This is a genomic window from Gilliamella sp. wkB108 (assembly GCF_001690195.1).
Classification (GTDB): Bacteria; Pseudomonadota; Gammaproteobacteria; order Enterobacterales; family Orbaceae; genus Gilliamella; species Gilliamella apicola_L.
Map to the genome: position 1 here is coordinate 1 of NZ_LZGM01000098.1, position 5,009 is coordinate 5,009.

At 37.0% G+C, this 5,009-nt stretch carries 5 protein-coding genes; 1 reads left to right on the forward strand and 4 read right to left on the reverse strand.

Annotated elements, in window-relative coordinates; all coding sequences use genetic code 11:
* On the reverse strand, positions 1–1,299 hold a 1,299-nt coding region (locus A9G11_RS11370; RefSeq protein ID WP_255308544.1), incomplete at its 3' end, for a hemagglutinin repeat-containing protein.
* Between the two features lie 315 nt (positions 1,300–1,614).
* Here A9G11_RS11370 and A9G11_RS11375 point away from each other — a divergent pair.
* Entirely contained in the window at positions 1,615–1,770 is a 156-nt protein-coding gene (locus A9G11_RS11375; RefSeq protein WP_081298549.1) for a SymE family type I addiction module toxin, read from the forward strand.
* Between the two features lie 43 nt (positions 1,771–1,813).
* Here the strand turns inward: A9G11_RS11375 and A9G11_RS14475 are convergent, their stop codons facing one another.
* The 3 genes from A9G11_RS14475 to A9G11_RS11385 all read right to left on the reverse strand — a co-directional run.
* Positions 1,814–1,984: a hypothetical protein gene (locus A9G11_RS14475; protein ID WP_176701267.1), complete on the reverse strand. Its 171-nt coding sequence runs from the start codon at positions 1,982–1,984 to the stop codon at positions 1,814–1,816.
* Positions 1,985–2,015: 31 nt separating this feature from the next.
* A complete protein-coding gene (locus A9G11_RS11380) occupies positions 2,016–2,357 on the reverse strand; it encodes a hypothetical protein (protein ID WP_065619735.1) in 342 nt (113 codons plus the stop codon).
* Positions 2,358–2,366: 9 nt separating this feature from the next.
* On the reverse strand, positions 2,367–5,009 hold a 2,643-nt coding region (locus A9G11_RS11385; RefSeq protein WP_176701268.1), incomplete at its 5' end, for a hemagglutinin repeat-containing protein.

Sequence of the window (5,009 nt, forward strand, 5' to 3'; positions counted from 1 at the left end):
CGCTCCTCCTGACACCGAAATACTGCTTACATTATATTCCGCCTTGTTTTTAATATCACTAAAGCCTATCGTTCCTGTTTCTAAACGATTACGGGTTTTATCCTCTGCCTCTGAAGCTATCACCGCTCCGGTTAACTCGGTATGATTGCCTACCGTGATATCATATCCACCTTCTCCTGCAAATATACCTGATTGCTCATTCACCGATGCATAGTCACTCTTCATCTTATCTTGACTAAAACTACCACTGACCTGACTTGAACCCGCACAAAATGGCGGTACACAAATACTGGCATTCAGTCCTGCTGAGGTATGTTTGGAATTATAATCTTCTTTATCTTGCAAACTACTGATTAACAAATCTCGTCCTATATCTGCTACGACTCGATTTCCTTGTAATTCTGCTCCCGTTAAAATAACATCTCGTCCACTATGAATATTTAGCTTATCTCGTGCATGTATTATGCTGTTGGTATTATTCTCTGAATTTCCATTCTCTTTACCTTTTGATTGACTACCACTTAATTCAAGACTAAATCCATTTTGACTTCCACCAAAATTCACACCAACACCAACGCCATAGTGACTACCTGAATCGGTATTTTTTACCCGCTCCATATCCTGTGCCGCTGAGAATTTTATATCTTGACCTGCGTTTAAGTTGATATTTTTTCCTTGTATATCAACTCCTTTCCCTTCAATATTCTCCTTCGCATTAATATTTACATTTTCTCCCGCATGAATCACAGTGCCTGACTGTAACCTCTGTTCATATTCATGTGTTTGTTTTGAGCTATCCGCAGTAAGGCTAACTTTGCCTTTCACTAATGAAGATGCTTTCTCTTTCCAGACCGGTGTCTTTTGTAAATTTGTATCGGCGGTTTGAGTGACATTTTGACTCGCTTGCGAAGATGAATTGGCTAACTGCCTTGATTGTGAATATAAATTTAATGCTGCTTGTGCCGCATAAATTGCTGACAAACGTTTATCTTCGTGGTTTTCAATCGCTCTGGCAGCTTTTTCTAATGATTGTGCTGCAGTGACTGCATAACCTGATGTTGAAACCGTCACGCCATATTGTTTATTCTTTGATATATATTTCTGGTATTTACTATCTTCACCTACATCCATCAATACATTTTTACCCGTTAAATCAACCGATTTACCCGCCGTAATATCTGTTCCAACTAAATGTATGTCTCCCCCTGATGTTAAACTCACATTACCCTTAATACTATTTAATTCACTGCGAATATTATTTTGATTAGTGCTATCCTCAAGATTCTTATAACGTGAAATTGGTTTTCAGTTGGACTCGTTTATCCCCATTGAATCATCCACTACTGTTAATGTTATCTTTGACTTTAATTATAATGTCACTTATTTGTAAAATTAATTCAGGTGTCTATACCGTTTAATCTTATCTAAACTTAATAATAGTTTACAGCTTACGGGGACATCTTCACCCAGCAGTGAAAACCTAAAACGATTAGCTTCTGCATAAAATGTTATCGGCGATTATTTTCTTAAAGATCTCAATATAAAGTCGCTAAGGTCAGATTTGAAAGCCGAGAGTTTTTAACGTTGTTTCAGAAGATTAAGAAGTTATTGAAAATGGGTTATGTTCCACAAGGTACAAAACCCACTCCCAGACCACAACTGACCATCAAAGGCAGGTGGTTAGAACAGATAGAGTTTTATGTAGGCATGCCGGTCATCATTAAAGTTAATCAAAATAAACTCATTATTGAACTTGCAAACAAGTTCTAAAAAACAATAAAATAACCCCCACTGATTAGGCAGAGATTGATACTTATTCAACGGACTCTAATGAAACAGCCATTTCTAAAGTTATTTCATGGTATTTCTGACCCAAATTACGCATTGCTTCAGGCTTTAATTCATCAAGTGTACACACCACACTTGCCATGTAACCAACTTTGAAAAGATTAACATCTTCATCTTTATTGACATTAATGCCCACAGCTTCAATAGAACCATCATCAAGTAATAAATCAATTATTAATGCCTTTAAAATATTCTTCTAAATATTTATCTGGAAGCCTCAATTGACAATATTTATCTACTAATTCAAGATTTTTTATAATGTCCTCCTTATTGTTATTTAAAGATATTTCCTTACCAAATAAATTTCTTACATAAAATTGGCTATCTATACTAATCGCAGAGAAATAATTATTTCGAGGCATCTCAATACCACATTTAAAAACAAAAGCGCCATACAGCAAACAATTTATAGTTTGTTCACTTTGTGTGATTGATACTATTTCTCCTTTTCCTTGAAAAAACTCTTCTACCAGATTATATAATGTCCAAAAATCAAGTTCTTTATTCATTTTCTACACCTATTTTGATTTAAGAATTGCTGTCATAGTACTTTCATCAAAAATATAACCTTTACTTTTAAGATATTGTAACTCTTTCGCTAAAGCACTTCCTGGATAGTTATTAGGATTATGGGTAAATTTGATTGTCTTACCTTTTGTTATCGCATCATCTAACACGGGAACATTAAAAAAGTTAAACATATCCTCATCTGTAAAATTGTATTTTGTTTTAATTTTGTTCCAATCATCCCCCATATCAAAATAAGTTGCATTTTCTTTTTTTGCAATAGAAAGATAAGAGCTTTCATCTGATGTATACTTACCAAGTACTAATGTATCACTATTTGCATTTTTTATTGAAGCCTCTTGCAATTTTTTATATTGATCTATAGGAATTTTAGCGGTAGAACCCGCATCAGAAGCACCATCTATAATACTTCCATTTGTTGTCGTCCCTTTTTCAGCTTTAGAAATTGGTTTTTCTATTTTATCAAAACCAGCTAATTTTGATGGAGACATAATCGCTAGTACCATTGCCATCAAGTTTTCTGAAGCTTCTTTATCACCTAAGATTGCATCAATCCCTGTTTTACCTATGGCTATAAACGTTTGCCCTGTTCCCAGCTGATAAGCTGCATAATTCGCTGTTTTATAGGCCTTTTCTACATCAGCTTTCGCCTGCTCACAATAACTATCCCCTACACCACAGGTCACTAACACGGCTGTTCCATCTGCCAAGGTATCAACAAACCCAATCGTGCCATCCATTACAATTACTGAGCCTTTAATTAGTACATTTACTAATGAAGCTGGTATTGGATGAAGATTATCATTTGATACATCTAACCACCATTGTTTACTTTTTTCTAACTCATCACGAGCTATTACTAGGCTCTGTAAGTTATTCTCAACCGCATTTTTACTGCTATCTATACCTGTTGCTATATCACCGGTATCTCCTCCAATACTTGCTATGGTAAGTCCTACCGCTAGCTGAGTTAAGGCACTGATGTTCTCTTTTTCTTCTTCCGTTAGGTCTTTTATATCTCTATCACCATATAAGGTTTTTTTAATAATTTTTGCTGCAAGTTCTCCTGATACCGCACTCGCTCCGCCTACTACTCCTGAGTGACCTTGTAATTCCGCTACTACTGCTCCCAGTATTGCATGTGCCACTAAATTCGCTACCGGACTATCTGTTTTCCATTCCCCATTTTCCGCATGACCTGTGTGGAGTTTTATCTGTTCGGCAACCCATGGCGCTCCTGCTCCTGCTAAACCACCTGTTATATCGCCTGTGATAATTCCGGTCACTATCGCTACCGCTGAGTCTACTCCTTTACTAAAGTCATTACCCATCTTGCCTTTAGTTGAGTCCTTACCCGCATCCTTGTTAAGGTCTTTCTCCAGTTGTTTTACTTGTGCGGCTAAATCTTTCAACCCCGTTACGATATCTTGTTTTCGTTGCTCTTTCTCTTTGTCAAAAATTGGTTTGAGTTTTTGATGCGCATTATCGGTATCATGACTTAGTTCATTGATATCTTGTTTTTGCCCCTCTTTATTACGAACGATTAATTCGCCTTCCGATATCGCTGAGTGGGTGATATTGGATGATTTATCTCCATGTTCATACACCGATGGCTTGTTGCTTGTCGGTGTTAACTTGTTCGGTCCGCCACTATCTCCTTGATTACCATAACTCGCTCCTCCTGACACCGAAATACTGCTTACATTATATTCCGCCTTGTTTTTAATATCACTAAAGCCTATCGTTCCTGTTTCTAAACGATTACGGGTTTTATCCTCTGCCTCTGAAGCTATCACCGCTCCGGTTAACTCGGTATGATTGCCTACCGTGATATCATATCCACCTTCTCCTGCAAATATACCTGATTGCTCATTCACCGATGCATAGTCACTCTTCATCTTATCTTGACTAAAACTACCACTGACCTGACTTGAACCCGCACAAAATGGCGGTACACAAATACTGGCATTCAGTCCTGCTGAGGTATGTTTGGAATTATAATCTTCTTTATCTTGCAAACTACTGATTAACAAATCTCGTCCTATATCTGCTACGACTCGATTTCCTTGTAATTCTGCTCCCGTTAAAATAACATCTCGTCCACTATGAATATTTAGCTTATCTCGTGCATGTATTATGCTGTTGGTATTATTCTCTGAATTTCCATTCTCTTTACCTTTTGATTGACTACCACTTAATTCAAGACTAAATCCATTTTGACTTCCACCAAAATTCACACCAACACCAACGCCATAGTGACTACCTGAATCGGTATTTTTTACCCGCTCCATATCCTGTGCCGCTGAGAATTTTATATCTTGACCTGCGTTTAAGTTGATATTTTTTCCTTGTATATCAACTCCTTTCCCTTCAATATTCTCCTTCGCATTAATATTTACATTTTCTCCCGCATGAATCACAGTGCCTGACTGTAACCTCTGTTCATATTCATGTGTTTGTTTTGAGCTATCCGCAGTAAGGCTAACTTTGCCTTTCACTAATGAAGATGCTTTCTCTTTCCAGACCGGTGTCTTTTGTAAATTTGTATCGGCGGTTTGAGTGACATTTTGACTCGCTTGCGAAGATGAATTGGCTAACTGCCTTGATTGTGAATATAAATTTAATGCTGCTTG